At 38.4% G+C, this 17,148-nt stretch carries 17 protein-coding genes; 6 read left to right on the top strand and 11 right to left on the bottom strand.

The window, feature by feature from the left end:
- Positions 1-27 precede the first annotated feature (27 nt).
- Positions 28-1,353 carry a M48 family metalloprotease gene (locus LC419_RS17610; protein ID WP_223608588.1) on the top strand — a complete coding sequence of 442 codons (1,326 nt, stop codon included), beginning with the start codon at positions 28-30 and terminating at the stop codon, positions 1,351-1,353.
- Positions 1,354-1,376: 23 nt separating this feature from the next.
- Here LC419_RS17610 and LC419_RS17615 read toward each other — a convergent pair whose 3' ends face one another.
- The 3 genes from LC419_RS17615 to LC419_RS17625 form a co-directional block, all read right to left on the bottom strand.
- Positions 1,377-2,909 (bottom strand): hypothetical protein, encoded by a 1,533-nt coding sequence (locus tag LC419_RS17615; protein WP_223608589.1) that lies wholly within the window; start codon positions 2,907-2,909, stop codon positions 1,377-1,379.
- A gap of 324 nt (positions 2,910-3,233) precedes the next feature.
- Positions 3,234-4,775 carry a glycine--tRNA ligase gene (locus tag LC419_RS17620; protein WP_034724100.1) on the bottom strand — a complete coding sequence of 514 codons (1,542 nt, stop codon included), beginning with the start codon at positions 4,773-4,775 and terminating at the stop codon, positions 3,234-3,236.
- Positions 4,776-4,992: 217 nt separating this feature from the next.
- Positions 4,993-5,505: a hypothetical protein gene (locus LC419_RS17625; RefSeq protein ID WP_223608590.1), complete on the bottom strand. Its 513-nt coding sequence runs from the start codon at positions 5,503-5,505 to the stop codon at positions 4,993-4,995.
- Between the two features lie 207 nt (positions 5,506-5,712).
- On the opposite strand from LC419_RS17625, the gene LC419_RS17630 reads away from it, so the two are divergent.
- Positions 5,713-6,408, top strand: a complete 696-nt coding sequence (locus tag LC419_RS17630) for a pseudouridine synthase (protein ID WP_223608591.1) — start codon at positions 5,713-5,715, stop codon at positions 6,406-6,408.
- A gap of 192 nt (positions 6,409-6,600) precedes the next feature.
- Positions 6,601-7,638, top strand: coding sequence for a quinone-dependent dihydroorotate dehydrogenase (locus LC419_RS17635; RefSeq protein ID WP_223608592.1), 1,038 nt, complete (start codon positions 6,601-6,603; stop codon positions 7,636-7,638).
- Between the two features lie 29 nt (positions 7,639-7,667).
- Here the strand turns inward: LC419_RS17635 and LC419_RS17640 are convergent, their stop codons facing one another.
- Positions 7,668-8,555: a hypothetical protein gene (locus LC419_RS17640; RefSeq protein ID WP_223608593.1), complete on the bottom strand. Its 888-nt coding sequence runs from the start codon at positions 8,553-8,555 to the stop codon at positions 7,668-7,670.
- 20 nt (positions 8,556-8,575) lie between these two features.
- Positions 8,576-9,820, bottom strand: coding sequence for a DUF445 domain-containing protein (locus tag LC419_RS17645; protein ID WP_223608594.1), 1,245 nt, complete (start codon positions 9,818-9,820; stop codon positions 8,576-8,578).
- A 156-nt stretch (positions 9,821-9,976) separates the two neighbouring features.
- Between LC419_RS17645 and msrB the strand changes: the two genes are divergently transcribed.
- The 3 genes from msrB (at position 9,977) to LC419_RS17660 (ending at position 11,722) form a co-directional block, all read left to right on the top strand.
- A complete protein-coding gene (msrB, locus tag LC419_RS17650) occupies positions 9,977-10,423 on the top strand; it encodes a peptide-methionine (R)-S-oxide reductase MsrB (protein WP_223608595.1) in 447 nt (148 codons plus the stop codon).
- 128 nt (positions 10,424-10,551) lie between these two features.
- Positions 10,552-11,307 carry a murein L,D-transpeptidase catalytic domain family protein gene (locus LC419_RS17655; RefSeq protein ID WP_223608596.1) on the top strand — a complete coding sequence of 252 codons (756 nt, stop codon included), beginning with the start codon at positions 10,552-10,554 and terminating at the stop codon, positions 11,305-11,307.
- A gap of 34 nt (positions 11,308-11,341) precedes the next feature.
- Positions 11,342-11,722, top strand: coding sequence for a hypothetical protein (locus LC419_RS17660; RefSeq protein ID WP_223608597.1), 381 nt, complete (start codon positions 11,342-11,344; stop codon positions 11,720-11,722).
- Between the two features lie 142 nt (positions 11,723-11,864).
- Here the strand turns inward: LC419_RS17660 and fabF are convergent, their stop codons facing one another.
- The 6 genes from fabF to LC419_RS17690 form a co-directional block, all read right to left on the bottom strand.
- Positions 11,865-13,109 (bottom strand): beta-ketoacyl-ACP synthase II, encoded by a 1,245-nt coding sequence (gene fabF / locus LC419_RS17665; RefSeq protein WP_223608598.1) that lies wholly within the window; start codon positions 13,107-13,109, stop codon positions 11,865-11,867.
- A gap of 2 nt (positions 13,110-13,111) precedes the next feature.
- Positions 13,112-13,537: a PaaI family thioesterase gene (locus LC419_RS17670; protein WP_223608599.1), complete on the bottom strand. Its 426-nt coding sequence runs from the start codon at positions 13,535-13,537 to the stop codon at positions 13,112-13,114.
- Positions 13,538-13,547: 10 nt separating this feature from the next.
- Positions 13,548-14,816, bottom strand: a complete 1,269-nt coding sequence (locus tag LC419_RS17675; protein WP_223608600.1) for an acetyl-CoA C-acetyltransferase — start codon at positions 14,814-14,816, stop codon at positions 13,548-13,550.
- A 10-nt stretch (positions 14,817-14,826) separates the two neighbouring features.
- Entirely contained in the window at positions 14,827-15,432 is a 606-nt protein-coding gene (locus tag LC419_RS17680; RefSeq protein WP_223608601.1) for a TetR/AcrR family transcriptional regulator, read from the bottom strand.
- A 303-nt stretch (positions 15,433-15,735) separates the two neighbouring features.
- Positions 15,736-16,152 (bottom strand): OsmC family protein, encoded by a 417-nt coding sequence (locus tag LC419_RS17685; protein ID WP_223608602.1) that lies wholly within the window; start codon positions 16,150-16,152, stop codon positions 15,736-15,738.
- A gap of 88 nt (positions 16,153-16,240) precedes the next feature.
- Complete coding sequence (locus LC419_RS17690; protein ID WP_223608603.1) at positions 16,241-17,107, bottom strand: AraC family transcriptional regulator; 867 nt, start codon at positions 17,105-17,107, stop codon at positions 16,241-16,243.
- Positions 17,108-17,148: the final 41 nt, after the last annotated feature.

Consider the following 17,148-nt stretch of genomic DNA (forward strand, 5'->3'; position numbering starts at 1 on the left):
CTATTTTTGCGATTATTGATGAAAAATATGACCAGAAAACTCATTGTATTCGTGTTTTTCATTTTTTCAGTGATGGGAGCCGCCCAGACCTATAAAATGATAGACACCGCAGACTATTTGCAGAGAAAAGAATTTTTAAAAAGTTTTGCCGGAAATAACGAAGTTTTTATAAAAAAATTGAGATCGCAGTATTCCGGGAAGACAGGTTCTGAACTGTCTAAAATCTATAAAGAATTTGGAACCGATTTTGAAAAGCAGGTGAAAAACAAAGATTTTATTTTTAAATCTGAATTTGAAACGGAAATAAAAACCCTGATCCAGCGCCTGAGAAAAAATAATCCCAGAATTCCACAGGATCTTAAAATTTTGGTAGCAAGAGATAATACACCCAATGCCTATTGCCTTGCGGACGGAACTTTTGTCATCAATATGGGACTGTACAACTGGCTGAATGGCGAAGACCAGATCGCTGCCGTGATTACCCATGAATTGGGGCATAAAATTGATGAACATTCGCTCAAAACATTTTTAAGCATTATCGAGCAGGATCAGCTGGATAAAATAACGGTACAGAATCTGAAAGAAACGACGGTAAGCCGCAGCCAGACCCAGAATAAAAAAGCTTTTGACATCCTTAAAAACCGCGCATATAAAAAAGGCGTGGAAAGAAGAAAGCAGGAAATGCAGGCGGATTCATTAGGCTACGCGATTTTTAAGAACAGTGATTTTAAAAAGAATGACTATGTAAACGCGCTTCAGAGATTGCAGGATTTTGACACCATTTCCCCGCGTGAACTGAAGATAGAGACTTACAAAAAACTTTTTGACCTTCCGAAACAGGCCTTCAATGATAAGTGGATGAAGAAGGAAGATTTCTCGCTATACAATTATAATTTTTACAAAGAAAAACTGGACAAAGATTCCCTGGCCTCGCATCCCGAAATGTCCAGAAGGATTGAAAAGCTGAAAAAAATCTTCCCAGAACTTAAACCTTCGGTGGAGTCAGAAAAACCTTCTGAAACTTTTACAAACATGAAAAAAATGGCCAGAATGGAGATTCTTCCCAATTATTTTCACTCTGAAGATTACGGACTTGGAATTTATGCCTCGATGCAGTTTCTGCAGGATGGAGAAGAGGAAAAGTATTACAAAGGCTGGCTGGGTATATGTTTCAATAAAATATATGAAGCCCGGAAAAATTACAATCTGAACCGTTATCTGGACAGGATAGAACCTAAAAATCAAAGTGAAAGTTATCAGCAGTTTCTGAACTTTATGTGGAATCTGAGCCTTGATGATATCAAAAATATAGCGGACTTTTACCAAAGCAGCTACCCAATAAAAGAATCCTGATCATGCATCAGGATTCTTGGTTTTTAATAGTTCAGTTTTTCTAAACGAAGCTTATTGAACTTTTCTTTTTCGTTGTATTCACGGAGAAGAATATAGCCTTCTTTTCCAACGTACGGTGTAACGGCATAATTGTCTTTTTCAGAAATAGGAATGATTTCCTGCTTGAATTTTCCATCGATCACCGTATTGATAAAAAGGTTCCATTTTTTCTGTTTGGTTACTTCATCCTTCTGATAGTCACGGTAGAAGAATACCACATCTTTTCCACCGTTGAGGTATTGGGAGAAAAGGTAATCACTGTTTATCCATTTAGATTTTTCCTTCTCAAAAACCTGGATATTTTTAATCTTGAAATCCTTATCTGTATAAACATAAACGAGATCCGTAGTTTTAGGAGCGTTGTACTGTCCGGCCGGTTTGTATTTTTCCGTAAGAATTCCTACACTTCCGTCATTCATAAAGTACATATCCTTGGTCTGAAGCATATAGCCGCTTTCTACCATACCATTGGCATTGATTTTCGGAAGATAGCGGGCGAAATCCGGCTTGAAATTGATCTCTTTCGTATCTACGGTAAAATCTGATTTATTGATCATCATTCTGGCGTACCCAATATAATCATACTTCGCAAAATTTCTACCAAGGAGAACAATCTTGTCGTCAAAAGTCTTATCATTGTCAAGGCTGCTGTCATATCCCAGAGAAAAACTGTCGATGAGGTCTATTGTGGTATCGGAAAGTCCTGTGATTGGCTTATTGGAAGCTTCTTTTCCGGTTTTCATATCGATCACGACCATGCTGAAAGACTTTTTATCATCGTCCGCTTTTTTCATGATGCAGTACATGTATTTCTCATCCCTGTCCAGAACGGATAAAGTGGAAAACACTTTTTTTGTACCATCCGTGTTGTATTTATAGCGCCAGAGTTCTTTTTTATTGTCATCAAATTTAATGATGCTGTTGTTGTTCACATACTTTCCGTAGTCTTTGTATTCTACAGCGAAATATCCACCTTCTTTTACTTCTCCAACCGCAGAAACATAGTTGTAGCCCTTTTCTTTTTTCTCTTCCCGGTTTTCCTTGCGCTGTGCTTTCCAGTTTTTGGGTTCATTAATCTCTTTGAAGGTTCCGTCTTCAAGATAATCGTAATATACTTTTCTTTTGATGGTATTGGTTTTCGGATCGATAACCATGGAAACAGGCGTGAAGATCTCTCTTGTTTTTACCAGAGAATAATCCATCATGGAAGGTCTTAGGATGATCTGTCCTTTAAAGTCGACATATCCGCGGTAAGAAGCAGCTGTAATATCGCCTTCAAATTCTTTATTGGCGACAGGATTAAGGTTTTTATCCAGAATTACATATTCGAATTTTTTGGTTCTGTCGCCGGTCTTTCCGTAAGAATAAAGGGATACATAACCGTAAAGATTGTCTTTATCATCGAAGAGGGCATTCATTCCCACATGATCACCGGCAGCCAGTGCAGTAAGGTCCTGAGTCTGGGAATAGGCCAGCATCTGAACAAGGCTGAATACCAGTAAACTTATTTTTTTCATAGTTATTATTTTACCAAAAATAATAAATTAACGAATACGCCGGAGAAGTTTCATTTTCTTTATTCATATTCTAAATAAAGCAGAGGAGCAGACGAATTTTATCTGATGAAGAATATCTATTGTATTGAGTTTTTCTGAGAATGAAAAACCTTACAGGTCTCAAAGACCTATAAGGTTTGTATGATGAATATTAATAGAAAGAATCTGCATTATCAGCAAAATCAGCGCGAATTAAAAAATATCCCACTGATTTCGCAGATGACACAGGTTTTTTATACTTTATCATTTAGACAATAAAAAAGCCCCAATTAATGGGGCTTTAGTCTATAGTTTAGAAAGTAAATTTCTGAAGTTTGTTTTCTCGTCGATGATTCTTCTTAATTCAGAAACAGGAACTCTTTCCTGCTGCATCGTATCTCTGTCTCTTATCGTCACTGTATGATCCGTTAGAGAGTCGTGGTCAATGGTGATACAGTAAGGTGTACCGATGGCATCCTGTCTTCTGTAACGTTTTCCGATGGCATCTTTTTCTTCGTAAAATAAGTTGAAATCATATTTCAGGTCATTGAAGATCTTTTCAGCATATTCAGCAAGACCGTCTTTTTTCATTAACGGAAGAATCGCTGCTTTGATTGGGGCTAATGCCGGTGGTAAAGATAAAACTGTTCTCTCTGAGCCGTCTTCCAGTACTTCGTCTTTAAGACAGTGTGAGAAGATCGAAAGGAATAGTCTGTCCAGACCTACAGAAGTTTCCACTACGTATGGTACATAGTTTTCGTTTCTTTCCGGATCGAAGAACTGAAGTTTTCTTCCTGAGAATTCTTCATGCGCTTTTAAGTCGAAATCTGTTCTTGAGTGAATTCCTTCCAGTTCTTTGAAACCGAATGGGAAGTTAAATTCAATATCAGCCGCTGCATTCGCATAGTGAGCCAATTTCTCGTGATCGTGGAATCTGTAGTTGTCATCCCCTAAACCTAAAGCAAGGTGCCAGTTCAGACGTTTTGTTTTCCACTGCTCGTAAAATTCAAGTTCAGTTCCCGGCGCTACAAAAAACTGCATTTCCATTTGCTCAAATTCACGCATTCTGAAGATAAACTGTCTTGCAACAATTTCATTTCTGAAGGCTTTACCGATTTGTGCAATACCGAAAGGAAGTCTGTGACGTGAAGTTTTCTGTACATTCAGGAAATTAACGAAAATACCCTGAGCCGTTTCCGGTCTTAGGTAAAGATCCATCGCGCTGTCTGCAGAAGCTCCAAGTTTCGTTCCGAACATCAGGTTGAATTGTCTTACTTCTGTCCAGTTTTTAGAACCCGTATCAGGATCAGCAATTTCAAGCTCTTCAATTAAAGCTTTTACATCAGCAAGATCTTCATTTTCCAGAGATTTGGCAAGCCTTGAAAGGATAGCTTCTCTTTTCGCACGGTATTCCAGAATTTTTGGATTCGTCGCTACAAACTGAGCTTTATCAAAAGAGTCACCGAATCTTTTCGCTGCCTTTTCGATTTCTTTATTCTCTTTATCTTCAATTTTCGCACAGTAGTCTTCTACCAGGACATCTGCTCTGAAACGTTTTTTAGAATCTTTATTGTCAATCAATGGATCGTTGAAAGCGTCTACGTGGCCTGATGCCTTCCATGTGGTAGGGTGCATAAGGATCGCGGAATCAATACCCACAATATTTTCGTTAAGCTGTACCATAGCTTTCCACCAATACTGTTTGATATTGTTTTTTAATTCGGCACCGTTCTGTCCATAATCATAAACAGCGGATAAACCGTCATAGATCTCACTGGAAGGGAAAATAAAACCATATTCTTTAGCGTGAGAAATCACTTTCTTGAAAACATCTTCTTGCTTTGCCATAATTTTTTTACGTCTGATGTGCAAAAATATGAATTTGGATTCCAAATTCATGAAATTCAATAAAAAAAGAGTGTATTAACAGAAAAAATAGGTGTTCATCCAAGGAAGATTACTCAAAGTTCAACTTTTTGATTCCTTTTAATCACCCTAAAATTTAAGTTTAAATGATAAAAGGTTGCATTAAAAACTCTCGCAGATTGAACAGATTATGCGGATTTTAGAAACTATAAGTAAGACCAATGCTGTTTCCTGTAAGATCAAGTTTGTACGAAGTTGTTTTCGTTTCATCTGTTCCTCCAGCCTGATTCTGTGTATTGATAGCCTTTTTCATGTTCTTTCCCGAGCTTATGGCAAAAGGAATCCCGATTCCGATCGCTCCCAGACCAATTCCTACCAATCCCCAGCCGCCTTTATCTTTTTTCTTGTAGGCAACACCATTTTGATACGTTGTTTTCGTCCGGAATACTTCTTTTGCCAGTCCGAAACCTACCAAACCGCCGCCTATAGCTCCGAAGATCTGTGCTATCGTACCGTTGGTATTCGCTTTTTTCATGTAGCCTAAAGCTTCAGGATTGGTAAATACCTTTTTATATTCCGAGAACTTGAATTTCTGATCACCTTTGATAAAAAATTCACGGTTATTCTTCCCGAGTTTAAGAGAATCTGAAACCTGTGCGGAGGTCGAAATAAAGAAAAAGGCCATGAATAAAGCCGAAAATAATAATTTCATAAAGTAATTTTTGCGCGAAAATAGAGAAATAAAACTGATAACGGCAAAACTTTGTACTATTTTCAGGAGCCGGGAACCTACTTTCGCTACTCGCTATTTTTGGATAATTGTCGCGGCGGCGGAGCCGCCGCGACAATTATCCAAAAATGAGCTCAAACATGCCACTCAATCAGGGCTAAATCAGTCGAAAATTTCTACTTTTGTCCCATGTTAGAAATTCTGTATCGCGACGAGCATATTATTGCCATCAACAAACCCAGCGGATTACTGGTTCATAAATCTTTTTATGCGGGAGAAGCCGATACGTATGCTATTCAGGAATTGAGAAACCAAATAGGACAAAAAGTGTTTCCTGTACATCGATTAGACCGGAAAACTTCGGGGGTTCTGCTGTTTACTTTAGATAAAGATACCCTTAGAATCATGAGCGAACAGTTTGCATCACGCGACGTGGAGAAGAAATACCTGGCAATTCTTCGGGGTTGGACAAAAGAAGAAGAAACGATTGATTATGATTTAATCAATGAAAATGAAGTCAGGCAAAATGCAGTTACTTATTACCATCTTTTACAAAAATCAGAAATCAATTTACCTTTTTTAAAACATCAGACTTCAAGATATTGTTTAGTAGAAGCGATTCCTGAAACGGGAAGGTTTCATCAGTTGAGAAAACATTTTAAACATATTCTGCATCCGATTTTAGGCTGCCGTAAACACGGTTGCAATAAACAAAATAAATTGTGGCTTCAAACCTTTGGTATCAACAAAATGACGCTTCACGCCCATCAATTAGTTTTTAGTCACCCAATTTCTAATGAAAGAATTACGGTAAATGCTACTATAGATGATGAGTTTAAAAGAGTAGGAGCTATTTTGAATTTCGATTTGAGCTCGTATTCTTAATTGAAGTGCAAAATTTCAATGAAGTATCTTTGTTAGGGTTCAAAATCTTAACAAGGATAAAGCAGTTTGATTTCACATATCACGCAGATAGTTGCATTTATAGATGGTATTTATAATAGATTTTTTGATAAAATATCATAGGGTAGCCGAAGGTTAATTTTAAATTAAGTATTTTTGTAAAACTTTTTTTCAATGTACAAAAGTATCATCAGACCCATTCTCTTCAAATTCGATCCCGAAGAAGTTCATCATTTTACATTTTCAATGCTTAAAAATTTCGGATTTCTTACCAAACTATTTTTTCCAAAACCTATTGAAGACAAACGTCTGGAAAGAGAAGTTTTCGGATTGAAATTTAAAAATCCTGTAGGACTGGCTGCCGGCTTTGATAAAAATGCCGTCCTGTTCAACGAATTGGGTGATCTTGGTTTCGGATTCGTAGAAATAGGAACCGTAACACCGAGAGCGCAGGCAGGAAACCCGAAGAAAAGATTGTTCCGTCTCATTGAAGATGGTGGGATTATCAACAGAATGGGATTCAATAATGATGGTCTTGAAGCAGCAATCGAAAAACTGAAATCCAACAAAGGAAAAATAATCATCGGTGGAAACATCGGAAAAAACACTGATACAACCCCGGAAAATTATACCCAGGATTATCTGGATTGTTTTGAAGGACTTCATCCTCATGTAGATTATTTTGTACTGAATGTAAGCTGCCCGAATGTGGGAAGCCACGCTAAACTTGAAGATGTAGACTATCTGCGCGAGTTGATTACGGAAGTACAGAAAATCAATCTGTCAAAATCTGTACAGAAACCCATATTACTTAAAATTGCCCCGGATCTTAATAACGCTCAGTTAGATGAAATTGTCGAGCTGATTGCAGAAACAAAAATTGACGGTGTGATTGTTTCCAATACCTCTGTCAACCGCGAAGGTCTGAAAACCTCTCCTGAAGTTCTAGAACAGATAGGAAATGGTGGATTGAGCGGAAAGCCCATCCGTGAAAGAAGTACAAAAATGATCAAATACCTTTCCGACAAAAGCAACAGAGCTTTCCCGATCATTGGAGTAGGAGGAATTCACTCAGCTAAAGATGCGATCGAGAAACTGGATGCAGGAGCAAGTCTTGTCCAGCTTTACACCGGATTTATCTATGAAGGCCCGGAACTGATCAATGAGATCAATAAAGAAATTTTAACGAGAGCTAGCAGGCTTCCAAGATAAAGTAAAAAAGAGAGCTTAAGGTTCTCTTTTTATTTTGCCTTTACGACAGAGGCATTTTTTATATCTACGGTAAGACTGTACGCTGCTGTAGATGAAGATTTTTTAATTTTATACTTTAAAATTTTCCGGTCCTGAGATTTTGTTTCTATCGTATCATAAATGTTTTCCAGACAGCTTTCAGTAAGAAATTCTTCATAGTTTTTATAATTCCAGTCTTTGGTAAAGTACAGGATTCTATAACCCTTTTCCCCTTCGCTGGCTCCGCATCTTCCGCACGCATTTAAATTGGAGGAATGTTCAAAGTACAGTAAAATACGGTTCCCATTGTCTCCCGATGCGTAAGAAATCAACTGGTTTCCTCCATGTTTATTAATGAAATCAAACGTATTGATCTTTTTGTTGTTGGGTAAAGTCAGATAATTGTTGAAGCGGTAGATCATATCATTTCCGGTAAACAGCTTTGCCGGTTGCGTTTTTTTATCCGCATAAAAATTTCCCGTAATAGAATTTTCTTTAGGATTATCTGTTGTAAAAGTAATAGACTCTTTAGGGTTAAGGGTTTCCGCAATCTCAGCAATTTTTTCCACTTTCTGAGGTGAAGTGATCTGATCTTTCAACATTTTGGAATTCTGCTTTTGTTTGTTTCCAAAATAATATAAGGACAATTTTCCGTAATCATAAATGCCGATCAGAGGGATCTTTTTCTGATACTTATCGTAATGATACCATCCGTCTACAAAATACTGATACAGGCTGCAATCTGCAATCCCTGCGAAATGAAGTTGCATGGTCACGGGAACTCCTGCAATCTCGCCTTTGAAAACTTGTGAAGAATCGGTTACAGCCTTGAGTTCAACTTTCTGGCAGAAACAGAGTACAAAGAGAGGGAGGAATAATGTAATAAAGAGTTTTTTCATGGTTGGTGGTGAATAGTTTTTTAAATGAAGAAGTTGGCAATGGTGTAGATGATCAGTCCTACCAGTCCGCCGACGAGTGTTCCGTTGACCCGGATAAACTGCAGGTCTTTTCCTACTTCCAGTTCCAGCTTTTCGCTCAGTTCTTTTCCCTGCCAGTTTCCTACGGTAGAACTGATGAGGTTTCCAAACTGATGGGTGTTTTTAAGGATGTATTTGTAAGCCGTCACTCTCACCCAATGATCAATTTTGTTCTGAAGATTTTCGTCTGTTTTTAAATTTTGGGAAAATTCATTCAGGTTTTTAATGAGATAACCTTTGAGTGAAGACTGGTTGTCCTGAAGCTCTTTCATTAATGTTTTCTTGATGGAGATCCAGATGTCACTTGAATATTCGTCCAGTTTATCACTTTTCAGAAGACCGTTTTTGATGGTTTTAAATTCATCATCCCATTTCGGATCTTCCTTCAGATCGGTAGAGAATTCGTGAATTTTTTGAGTAATCAGATTACGGATTTCATGTTCCGGATTTTCTTCAATTTCTTTGAAAAAATCAGAAAGTCCGCTGGCAATTTTATCAGCAATTTTATTATCGACAAAAGACGGAATAAATGAATAGCTGCCTTTTTCAACACGCTCTTTGATCATTTCATCATTCTCGATAATATATTCTTTGATCTGCTTGGAAAGATTAGTGATGATTCTCTGATGATCATTTTTCTCCAGAATATAAGTGATCCCGTTTCCAACCACTTTATTCAGCTTGATGTCATCCGTCATATCAGAAACTTTTTTGCTGATAAACTGGCTTACCGAAGTATCATCAAGCTTATTGAGAATATCAAGAACGATGTCTGAAAGATTCCTGATCAGGATATCCTGGCTTTTTTCCTTGGCGAGCCATTCGCCGACAAAGTTTGAAATTTTAAGCTTTTGGATATAAGGACGGATATTCTGTGGCGAAAGAAAATTGCTTACCACAAAGCTTCCGAGATTGTCACCCAGCCTCTGTTTACTGTTTTCGATAAGATTCGTATGTGGAATCGGAAGACCCAGCGGATGCCGGAATAAAGCGGTTACAGCGAACCAGTCTGCTAGAGCACCCACCATTGCAGCCTCGGAAAAAGCCCTTACATAACCCAGCCAATGGGAAGGATTCGACTTTTGAAGGAGCGTGGCGGCAATGAAAATAACAGCCATCAGGACAAATAATCCGGTGGCAAATGCTTTATATTTTCTCAGTTGTTTTCTTTTGGCTTCATCATTCATATTCTCAAATTTACTAAATTTGGTTGTGAAGTCTAATATCTAATCACAAAAGTCACAAAAGCTTTATAAAACTAACGTATTCTAAGGTGTTAAGAGCTTTTGGGTATCTTATGGTTTAATTTTTAAGCTTAATCTAAAAAATAGTTAAATAATCTTATGGAAAATAAAGAAGCAAAAAACAATCCATATTACTCCAGAACCAATACTGCAAAACTTGATATTTCCAACGAAGAATGGAAAAAGATCCTTGCTCCAGACTTATATGCGATATCCAGGGAAGCCGCTACAGAAAGAGCTTTTACCGGAAAATATAATGAATTTGATGAGATTGGGGATTACTATTGTGCCGTTTGTGGTAACCATCTGTTCCGCTCCACGTCAAAATTCAGCAGCAGTTGCGGATGGCCGAGCTTTTTTGAGGCCGATAAAGAAGGCGTTTATTACAAAAGAGATACAGCGTACGGAATGGAAAGGGTAGAAGTGCTCTGCAAACGATGTGATTCCCATCTTGGACACGTTTTTGATGATGGTCCGAAACCTACGGGGCTGCGGTATTGTATGAATTCTGTGAGTTTGGAATTTGTTGGAGATTCAGAGAAATAAGCTCTTTTAATTCACGAAATCAGGAAGTTAAAGTTTCTTAAATTCAGTTAAACTTTCCGAGTTTATAACAGGCTGGTAATTATGTTTTTATAATTTTGCCTCACTAATTTGGAATTTAATATTATTGAATGAAAGGAATTTATAGTGTATTAGGCCTTGTTTATATGGTCACGACTTCATTCTATCTTTCGCCGGGAAAGGCAGTAAAGACCGAGAATGTGAATACAGCAACAATTGAAAAAGTAGCTGACACGAAATCTGAGAAGACTGCCACTAAAGCGTCTTCATCAGAAGAATTGTACAAATCAATTCCATTTGATCCTGAGCATGAATTAAATTATGAGGTATTCTCAAAAGCATTAACAGGATTTGAAAATTTAAAAAAGGCAGGATTGCTGAATCAGGACTCGCATTTATTGACTATCTGCGATTTTTCTATGTCTTCGAATACAAAAAGACTTTGGGTGATTGATACCAACGAGAAGAAGGTACTGTTTAATTCACTGGTAGCACACGGAAAAAATACAGGCGAAGAATTTGCTGCGAATTTTTCTAACACGGAAAGTTCGCTGCAGAGCAGTTTGGGATTTTATATCACGGATGCCACTTACCAGGGAGACAATGGATATTCTCTGAAACTGCTGGGAATGGATAAAGGATTTAATGATGCTGCCTACAGAAGAGCTATCGTGATGCACGGAGCAGATTATGTAAGCGATGAATTTGCATCAGAGCACAAAAGAATCGGAAGAAGCTGGGGATGTCCCGCAGTGCCGAGAGCATTGACACAGCCTATCATTAATACGATTAAAGGACGAAACTGTCTTTTTATCTATTATCCCGATCAGAAATACCTTTCTTCTTCGGAATGGCTGCGGTCTTAATTCAGAATAATAACTGTAAAAAAAGTAGTATAATTTGAAAAGCACAGGTGATTCTGTTCCTGCCGTAAGGCTGGTGAATAATCCCGATGGGACCAGTAATTTCGAAATGGGGAAAATTCCTACTTTGAAGCAGATAAACACAAACGCTTTTTGGATAAGTACGACCACTGAAGAGTGGGAAAAAGAGGTGCACACTGCCCCGCGAAAGCAATATGTAGTAACCCTAAAAGGCAAGATCCGGTTTAAGGTAAGTAATGGTTCCACATTCCATATCGAACCGGGAATTATCCTTTTAGCAGAAGATGTAGAAGGCGAGGGGCATAGCTGGGAAATAGAAGAAGGAGAACAATGGGAAAGATTATATATTCCAATGGCAGACAATGCGGATGATTTTTTTATACAGGATTCTGAGTAAAAGATCTGTTATTTAAGAAAGTAATAAATTTCTTAATAAGAAGAATGAAAGGCAAAAAGCAGTCAATTTTGACTGCTTTTTGTTGTTATTTAGATTGGTAATTTATTATTTATATTAAACCTATTAATTCAGGCTCATTCAATTAACCGTTGAATTTCTTGAAAACCAAAGTCGCATTATGTCCTCCAAATCCAAAGGCATTGCTTAACGCGAAATTGATATTCTTTTCTTTAGCCTCTCCAAAAACGATATTCACATCCTTAGGAATGCTTTCGTCGATATTGTGAAGATTAATTGTGGGAGGGATAATTCCGTTTTCTACAGCTTTAATAGAAAGAATAGCTTCTGCTGCACCCGCTGCACCCAGTAGGTGTCCGGTCATGGATTTTGTAGCACTGATATCAAGATTTTTGTTTCCTCCGAATAATTTGCTGATCGCTTTTAATTCTACCAGGTCTCCAAGTGGAGTAGACGTAGCGTGAGGATTAAGATAATCAAGATCTTCTAAATTGGCACCTGCTTCTTTCATAGCCAGCTGCATTGCTTTAATCGCGCTCACTCCATCCGGATGAGGTGCTGTCATGTGATAGGCATCTGCGGTCATGGCAGCTCCGGCTAATTCAGCATAAATTTTAGCACCTCTTGCTTTAGCGTGCTCATATTCTTCAAGAACCAGAGCTCCGGCACCTTCACCCATGACAAAACCGTCTCTGTCTGTGTCATAAGGACGGCTTGCGGTGGCAAAATCATCATTTCTGGTAGACATGGCCTTCATGATAGAGAAACCGCCTACAGAGGCCGGTGTGACAGCCGCTTCAGAACCTCCGCTGATGATTACTTTGGCCTTTCCAAGACGAATATAGTTGAAAGCATCCATTAATGCTGTATTTCCCGTTGCACAGGCTGAAATAGTGGTGTAGTTGATTCCCTGAAGACCAAACTTCATAGAAATCATTCCTGAAGCCATATTGGCGATGAACTTAGGAACAAAGAAAGGATTAAATCTTGGGGTTCCGTCGCCTTCTGCAAAATTCATGACCTCGGTTTCAAAGGTGAGCATACCGCCCTGGCCGGTTCCCCAGATCACTCCGGTATCAAACGGATCCATTTTTTCCAGCTCCAGTCCGGAATCCTGGATAGCTTCTGTGGAAGCATACATGGCATATTGTGAAAACAGGTCGCTTCTTTTTATTTCGTTGTGGGTCAGATGAATTTTCGGATCAAAGTTTTTCACTTCACAGGCGAAGTGTACCTTAAATTTTTCTGAGTCAAAATGGGTAATCAAACCTGCTCCGCTCACCCCGTTAATACTGTTTTGCCAAAAATCTTCGACATTGTTACCCAAAGGCGTCACAGCGCCCAGTCCTGTAATGACAACTCTTTTCATATCTAGTTATTAATTTTGAATAGATTAGAGGTTCCTCTGGCAATCAGTCTTGTTTTGTCTGCGTTCCATATTTCGCATTGCGCATTGACAAACTGCCGGCCTCTTTTTATAATTTTCGTTTCGGCTACAATATTATCATTTTCTTTTGCAGTTGAAAAATAATCGATCACATTATTGATGGTTGTTATGAAAGAATTTTCGTTCAGGGAGAACATCGTGGCTCCAATGATGTCATCAACGATAGCTGCGGTTACCCCGCCATGGAGATTTCCGATCGGGTTCAGCCATTCCGGTCGTACCGTATATTGGAACTCGAGATGTCCTTCTTCTGCAGAAAGTACAATAGGATTGAGCCATTTCATAAACGGTGACGGTGACTGATCAAACTCCCTTCCGATGAATTGCTGCAGTTGTGCTAATCTGTCCATATTTTTTGTTTTATTTTTCTAAAATCATAGTGACCCCCTGTCCTCGCGCCGCACAGATAGAGATAAAGCCTTTTCCGCTTCCCTTTTCGTGGAGCAGTTTGGCCAGAGTACCGATAATTCTTCCGCCTGTGGCTGCAAAAGGATGTGCTACGGCAAGACTTCCGCCTTTTACATTCAGTTTATTCCTGTCAATTTTTCCCAATGCTTTTTCTAGACCGAACTTTTTAGCCAGATCATCGTTTTCCCAGATTTTGATGGTGGCCAGAACCTGTGCAGCAAATGCTTCATGAATTTCATAATAATCAAAATCTTCGAGACTCATTCCAGCCTTTTTAAGCATTCTGTCTGCTGCGAAAACCGGAGCCAGAAGCAGATTTTGTTTATTTTCAACATATTCAATGCCTGCCACCTCTGAAAAAGTCACATACGCTAAAATAGGAAAGCCATTGGCATTTGCCCATTCTTCGCTGCCCATTAAAACGGCTGAAGCACCATCTGTAAAAGGGGTGGAGTTTCCGGCAGTCAATGTTCCATTCTCTTTATCAAAAGCCGGTTTCAGCTGGGAAAGTTTTTCAATGCTGGTATCTCTGCGGAGATTATTGTCTTTTTCCAGGCCGAAAGCAGGAATAATCATATCATCAAAAAATCCTTCATCGTAGGCTTTAGCCATATTCTGATGACTTTTTAAAGCCAGTTCATCCTGTTCCTCACGGGAGATGTTGTAATATTTGGCTGTGATTTCTGTGTGACCGCCCATCACCAGGCCTGTTTTGGGCTCCTGTCCTTTGTAAGGAATTGGCATCCAGTCTTTCAGTTTTGGAGTGAGCAGCTGTTTTAGCTTTCCAAATACTGATTTTTCTTTATTGGCTTTTAACAGGGCTTTTCTTAACCTTGGAGCAGATTCAAACGGGATGTTACTCATGGCTTCAACACCACAGGCAATACCGTTTTCTATCTGTCCGAGGGCAATTTTATTTCCAATGTAAACAGCAGCTTCAATTCCCGTATCACAGGCTTGCTGAAGATCGCATGCGGGAGTTGCGGGATCCAGTGCCGTATTCATCACGGATTCTCTGATGAGGTTGCTTTCGGAAATGTGTTTGATTACTGCACCACCGGCTACTTCACCAAGAAGTTTTCCCTGCAGGTTGTATTTGTTGATCAGTCCGTTAAGGGAAGCTACAAGAAGCTCCTGATTGTCCAGATCTGCATAGGCTGTATTGATTCTTGCGAAAGGAATTCTGCTGTATCCTACGATAGCCACTTTTTTTGTTTCCATATTGAAAAATTTATGAGGGAAGTATTTTTAATTCTTTGTCGATCATCAATAATATCCTGTCTAAAGCCAGATGCAGATATTTTTCGTCTTCTGTTGTTTTAGCAAGCAGGATTCCGCCTTCTACCATCATGATGAATAATGATCCGTATTCGTCAGCATTTATAGTTTGGTGTATCGCTCCGTTGTCCTTACCATCTTTAATGACGGAAGATATCTTTTTAATCCATCCTTCAAAAGATTGGGTCACCTGCTTTTTCAGACTGGGAAAAGTATCATCGGCCTCGGTAGCGGCATTCATCAAAGGGCAGCCTCCGTTTTCAAATACAGCTTTCCAGTTTTTACGGTAAAAATTGACAAAAGCATTTAATTTGTCAATCGTGGTTGGAAATTCATCTCCTAAAGATTTGGCCATACTTTTAGCAAGAAGGCTGGAGTTGTATTTGTACACCTCAAGCGCGACTTCATCTTTATTGCCGAAGTTTCCATAAATGCTTCCTTTGGTCAAACCTGTAGCTTCCGTAATGTCAGATAAAGACGTAGAAGTATAGCCTTTGGTATTGAACAAAGACGCTGTTTTCTCAATGATGAACTGTTTGGTCTTTTCTGCTTTTGACATTTAAGTGTTTAATTTCAATGCAAATATACAAAAATATACCGATTGGTATATTTTATTTTGTAACTGTTTTTTTACCACAAAAGTTTTTGAACACTTAAGTTATTTTTAAGTTAAATACATTATGCATAAGAAGTCCACTTAAGTTTTTTTGAAAACCTTTTGTTTTCTTGAACTATGGGATTTCTAATAAAGTCTGTATAATCTGAGTGAGCTGCGGGAAAAAAATAAACCATTAAGATTTTTTAATCAGATCAGACTAATTAAGAAAACCCTAATGGTTTACATAAAGAAATTTGAATATAATTAAGCTAAAGTAGCATTCAAAGTAATTTCAAAATTGAAAGCGGCGCTCACCGGGCATCCTTCTTCTGCAATTTTAGCCAATTTCTGGAATTCTTCTTCTGAAATTCCCGGAACTTTTGCGGTTAAAGTCAGTTCAGATTTTGTGATTTTTCCTACGCTTGGATCAAGAGTGATGACAGAAGTTGTTTTTAATTCTTCAGGCGTAAAACCTGCCTGGGAAAGTTCAGCACTCAGTTTCATCGTGAAGCATCCTGCGTGTGCTGCAGCAAGAAGTTCTTCAGGATTGGTTCCCACTCCGTCTGCGAAACGGCTGTTGAAAGAATACTGGGTTTCGTTTAAAGTCGTACTTTGAGTGGTTAAATGTCCTTTACCTTCTTTGATGTTACCGTTCCAAACGGCTGTTGCGTTACGTCTCATAATGTTTGCTTTTTGTTGTTTTTAATATATTGATTTTGATGATACAAAGATAAATCGCTTAAAAGCTGGATTCAATAGATAAAAAGACTTAAATATTGTACTTTTTTCCCGATGAGTAATTTTTCTTGAAATTGGCGGGTGTGCTTCCTGTTTTATGGGTGAAAAGCCGGTTGAAATAAGCCGGATCTTCATAACCAAGATCATAGGCGATCTCTTTCACAGGTTTATCGGTGTAGAAAAGAAGCCTCTTTGCTTCCAGTAAAATTCTGTTGATGATGAACTGGTTGGGGGATTCAATATTTAGGTTTTTAAACTTATGGGTTAATGTTTTCGGTGCGATATGAAGGAGTTCCGCATAATCTGAAACATTGTGTTTTTCCCTGAAATGAATTTCCAGATATCTGCTGAAATCTCTGAAGACATCAAGTTCAGATCCAGGAATTTTCACCGTGTCATTATTAAGATGCTGTTTTTTCCAGTTCCTGGTTGCACGGATGATGATTTGTTTTACATAGGTTCGAATCATTTCCTCGGCAGAAGAATCTTTCCATTGCAGCTCATCTTTTATATGCTGGAATAAATTTTTAATATCAGCAGTTTCCGAATCGGTAAGCTCTACAAAAGGGATTTCAAATACATTATGGAAAAGAAGACCATCACAGGCTACTTCTTTATCATGAATCTGAATACAGTAAAAATCACGGTTATAGTACAGAAGCATAGATTCCTTTTGTCCTTTTTCTATCTTAAGATGCTGGCTGGTAAGAAAGAACAGGGTAGGTTTTGACACTTGATAATGATTGAAATCTACGGTAAGCTCATAACCCTCCGGAATGAAAAGGATTTTGATGTCATATCTGAATTGAGTTCCATTGATCTTCTCAAGATTTTCCTGAGAGAATAGTTCGAGCCCGAGTTTTTTGTAGTGATCTTCAAAAATAAGCTGCTGCTGCATACAATTACTTTAGCTTAAAGATACAAAAAAGAAGGTTTTCA

Origin of the sequence: Chryseobacterium sp. OSA05B, assembly GCF_019970065.1 — a bacterium.
Lineage (GTDB): Bacteria > Bacteroidota > Bacteroidia > Flavobacteriales > Weeksellaceae > Chryseobacterium.